Raw genomic sequence first — 5,369 nt, 5'->3', positions numbered from 1 at the left:
TCCACATCACGAGCCGACAGACCCGCATTCGCCAACGCCTGCCGGATCACCCGCTGCTGCGACGGACCATTCGGCGCCGTCAGACCATTACTCGCACCATCCTGATTGATGGCCGTGCCACGCACGACAGCGAGAACCTGGTGACCGTTGCGCTGGGCGTCCGACAGACGCTCCACCAGCAGCATGCCCACACCCTCGGACCAGCCAGTACCATCCGCCGCATCCGCGAACGACTTGCAACGACCGTCCGAAGCAAGCCCCCGCTGCCGGGAGAAACTCATGAACGTATCCGGCGTCGGCATCACCGTCACACCACCGGCCAGCGCCAGCGAGCACTCACCACGCCGCAACGCCTGCACCGCCAACTGCAACGCCACCAGCGACGACGAACACGCCGTATCCACCGTCATCGCCGGACCCTCGAACCCAAAGGTGTAGGAGACGCGGCCGGATGCGACGCTGCCAGAGGTCCCGGTTCCCAGGAAGCCTTCGACCTCCTCGGGGACCTCGGCCAGTCGGGAAGCGTAGTTGTGGTACATGACGCCGGCGAAGACGCCGGTCTGGCTGCCGCGCAGGGTCGCCGGGTCGATACCCGCCGACTCCAGCGCCTCCCACGACGACTCCAGCAACAACCGCTGCTGCGGATCCATCGCCAACGCCTCACGCGGCGAAATCCCGAAGAACGCCGGATCGAAGTCCGCCGCGTCGTAGAGGAAACCACCCTCCCGCACATACGACGTCCCCGCACGATCCGGATCGTCATCGAACAACCCGTCCAGATCCCACCCACGATCCGTCGGGAAAGCAGAAATGCCATCGCCGCCAGAGGCCACCATCCGCCACAACTCATCCGGCGAACCGACACCACCCGGATACCGGCACGCCATCCCCACGATCACGATCGGGTCGTCGTCCACAGCGACCACCGCGTGCGTCGGCTGACCTGTCGCGGCCTGCGTGCCGACGAGCTCGGCGAGAAGGAAGTCGGCGACCGCGCTCGGGGTGGGGTAGTCGAAGCTCAACGTGGCGGGCAGCCGCTTGTCGAGGGACTTGGCGAGCTGGTTACGCAGCTCGACGGCGATCAGCGAATCGAAGCCCAGTTCCTTGAACGCCCGTGTCGCCTCGATGGCCTCCGCTCCCGCGTAGCCGAGCACGGCAGCCACGTGCGTACGGACCAGCTCCAGCAGCTCTGCATGCCGCTCGGCCTCCGGCAGCCCCGCAAGACGCTGCGCCAACGCACCACCCTGCACACCCGACGCCTGCGCAAGACGCCGCCCCGGCACCCGCACCAGCCGCCGCAGCAACGGCGGCACACCAACCACAGCCGCCTGCGCACGCACCCCAGCCAGATCGAGACGCATCGGAAGCAACAAAGCCTCCGAAGCAGCAGCACCCACGTCAAGCAGTGCCATGCCCTCCGCATCAGCAAGGCCCACAGCACCCGCACGGACCAGCCGCTCCTGGTCAGCCTTGCTGAGCTGGCCCGCCATGCCGCCCGACTGCGCCCACGCACCCCACGCAAGAGACACCCCAGGAAGCTCCTGCGCCCGCCGGAACTGCGCCAGGGCATCCAGGAACGTGTTCCCAGCCGCGTAGTTGCCCTGCCCCGCGTTCCCCATCACCCCGGCCGCCGACGAGAACAGCACGAACGCCGACAGATCCATGCCCTGCGTCAGTTCGTGCAGATTCCACGCCGCATCCACCTTCGGACGCAGCACCACATCCAGACGCTCGGGGGTGAGAGAGGGAATGGTGCCGTCGTCCAGGACGCCGGCCGTGTGCACGACACCGGTCAGCGGGCGATCGGCCGGAATGCCCTCCAGCACCGCAGCCAGCGCCTCACGGTCAGCAGCATCACAGGCGACGATCTCGGCCTCGGCACCGAGGGAGGCAAGGTCGGCCACCAGCGCGTCGGCACCCTCGGCGCGGGCACCACGGCGGCTGGTCAGCAGCAGACTCCGCACACCATGCTCGGCCACCAGATGCCGGGCCACAAGCGACCCCAGACCACCCGTACCACCAGTCACCAACACCGTGCCCGAACCGAAACGCGAGCCCTCATCCTCGGCGGCCCGGGCACGCACCAGACGCGGCACACGCACCACACCACCACGCACCGCAAGCTCCGGCTCGCTGTCGACGCCCGCCCCGGTCAGCAGCGGCCACACCACCGCCGCATCCAGCGCGTCATCCGGCCCCAGATCCACCAGCCCGAACCGGTCCGGATTCTCCGACTGCGCCGAACGCACCAACCCCCACACAGGAGCATGCGCCAGACCCCGCACACCCTCACCAGACCCAGCCGCAACCGCACCCCGCGTCACAAACACCAGACGCGAATCAGCAAACCGCTCACCAGCAAGCCACTCCTGCACCAACCCAAGAACCCGCTCAACACCAGCACGCACCGCATCCGCAACCAACTCGCCATCCACCGGCGAAGGCAGCTCGACAAACACCACCTCCGGCACCTCAGCCAGCCCCGACAAGTCATCACCGACAACCGCGTACGAACCCACACCCCCAACCGCCGCAACCCCCGACACCTCAACCCACTCCACCCCGAACAACGCATCACCCACACCACCCCGACCAACCGCCAACAACTCCTCCGACACCCGCCGGAAGACCACCGACTCAACCTCCGCAACAGGCACACCCACACCATCCGCAACCGTGAGGGCGACCGTGTCCCCGCCAGCCCCCGGCGCCATCCGCACCCGCAACGTGGACGCACCGGTGGCATGGAGGTTCACCCCGCTCCACGCGAACGGCAGTCGCGCCCCATCGCCGGCGCCAGACGTGCCCGAAACGAAGTCACCGAACGCGGCAGCGTGCAGCGCCGCATCCAGCAGCGCCGGATGCAGACCGAACCCGTCCGTACCGGTCTCCTCGGGCAACGTCACCTCGGCAAAGACCTCATCACCCAGCCGCCAAGCCGCCCGCACACCCTGGAAGACCGGGCCGTAGGACAGCCCAGTCGCCGCGAATGCCTCGTAGAAGGCCTCAGGCTCCACATCCACCGGTTCAGCACCCTGCGGCGGCCACACCGACAACCCGACGGGCTCGGTCTCCGCAACCACGCCCGCCACCGTCCCGACAGCGTGCCGCGTCCACGCCTCACCCGGTTCCGCATCAGCCGGCTGCGAGTAGACGGCCACCTGACGGCGCCCCGACTCGTCCAGCGCTTCCACGGTGACCTGCAGCGCCACTCCACCGCTTTCCGGAATCACCAAGGGTGCCTGGAGGGTGAGGTCTTCGAGCGTGGAGCAGCCGACCTGGTCTCCGGCCTGGATGGCCAGCTCCACCATCGCCGTCCCCGGCAACAGCACCGACCCCATCACGGCATGGTCGGCCAGCCACGGATGCGACTGGAGCGACAGCCGCCCCGTCAGCAGCAGACCGTCCGAGTCCGGCAGCCAAACCGTCGCACCCAACAGCGGGTGCCCGGTGGCCCGTTGCCCAACCGATGCGACGTCTCCGACGGAGGAGGGCGCGTCCAGCCAGTAGTGCTGGTGCTGGAAGGCGTACGTCGGCAGGTCCATGAGGCGACCCCCACGTCCGGCGAACACACCGTCCCAGTCCACGTCCGCGCCGTGGGCGTGGAGGGTGCCGACAGCGGTGGTGAACGTGTCGGGCTCGGGACGATCCTTGCGCAGGACAGCAGCGAAAACAGCCTCGGAGTCCTCGGGCAGGCAGCCCTGCCCCATACCCGAGAGAATTCCGTCCGGACCCAGCTCCAGATAACGGGTGACGTTCTGGCCGTCCAGATACGCCATGCCGTCCGCGAACCGGACCGCACCACGCACATGACGCACCCAGTAATCCGCCGAGCACAGCTCCAGCTCCTCGGCCAGCTTGCCCGTCACATTCGACACCACCGCAACACGCGGCACCGCGTACGTGATGCCCTCGGCAACCTTGCGGAACTCCTCCAGCATCGCGTCCATGTGAGGCGAGTGGAACGCATGACTCACTCGCAGACGCCGCGTGCGGCGACCCTGCTCCTGCCAGAACGCAACCGCCTCATCCACCACCGCCTCATCACCGGAGACCACCACCGAGGCCGGACCGTTGACCGCCGCGATCGACACCTGGCCCTCACGGCCGGCCAGCCACCCGGCAACCTCCGCCTCCGTCGCCTCGACAGCAGCCATCGCCCCACCACCCGGCAACGCCTGCATCAACCGACCACGCGCCGCAACCAAAGCCGCAGCATCCTCCAGCGAGAACACCCCCGCCACATGCGCAGCAGCGATCTCACCAACCGAATGACCGATCACAAAGTCCGGTGCAACACCCCAGGACTCCACCAGACGGAACAACGCCACCTCAAGCGCAAACAACGCCACCTGCGTGTAACCGGTCTCATCCAACAGCCCGGCATCCCCAGGCGCATCCGAGAACACCAGCTCCTTGAGCGGGCGGTCCAGGTGCCGGTCGATGTGCGCGCACACCTCATCGAAGGCAGCCGCGAAGACGGGGAAGGACGCATACAGCTCCCGGCCCATCCCGGCCCGCTGACTCCCCTGCCCCGTGAACAGGAACGCCGAACGACCGCTCGAGGCCTCGTCCCGGACCACACCCGAAGCCGCCTCACCCTCGGCAACCCCATGCAGCGCGTCCAGCAACTCACCTCGGTCCGCACCACACACCACGGCCCTGTGCTCGAAGTGGGCACGGGTGACCGCCAACGAGTAGCCCACATCAACCGGCGACCACTCCGACCGCTCCCCAAGGAACGACACCAGCCGCTCCGCCTGAGATCGCAGACCCGCCTCACTCCGGGCGGAGACCACCCACGGCACCGTCACCCCGGGAGCGACAGCGGCGATGGACTCCTCGCCGTCAGTTTCATCGGCCGGCGCCTGCTCCAGCACCACGTGCGCGTTCGTCCCGCTGATACCGAACGAGGAGACCGCCGCCCGACGCGGACGACCCTCAACCTCCGGCCAGTCACGCTCCTCCGTCAACAGCGACACCGCACCCGCAGTCCAGTCCACCTGCGACGACGGCTCATCCACATGCAGCGTCCTGGGCAGCACACCGTGCCGCATCGCCAGCACCATCTTGATCACACCCGCAACACCAGCCGCCGCCTGCGTGTGGCCGATGTTGGACTTCACGGAGCCCAGCCACAGCGGGGCGCTTTCGTCGCGGTCCTGGCCGTAAGTGGCCAGCAGCGCCTGCGCCTCGATCGGGTCACCCAGACGCGTACCCGTCCCGTGGGCTTCGACGAGGTCAACGCCGTTGGTCGAAAGGCCACCATTAGCGAGCGCTTGCCGGATGACGCGCTGCTGGGACGGGCCGTTCGGCGCGGTCAGGCCGTTGCTGGCACCATCCTGGTTCACGGCCGTGCCCCGCACGAC

1 protein-coding gene is annotated in these 5,369 nt (G+C 68.2%); it reads right to left on the bottom strand.

Going from position 1 to position 5,369, the window contains the following annotated elements; genetic code table 11:
• Positions 1-5,369, bottom strand: a 5,369-nt coding sequence (locus ACWGI8_RS38550; RefSeq protein WP_453668098.1) for an SDR family NAD(P)-dependent oxidoreductase, incomplete at both ends; no start/stop codon positions are given.

The organism is Streptomyces sp. NPDC054841 (genome assembly GCF_053611045.1).
Note: the sequence above shows the minus strand (reverse complement) of the source record. Positions and strands in the feature narration are given on the sequence as shown.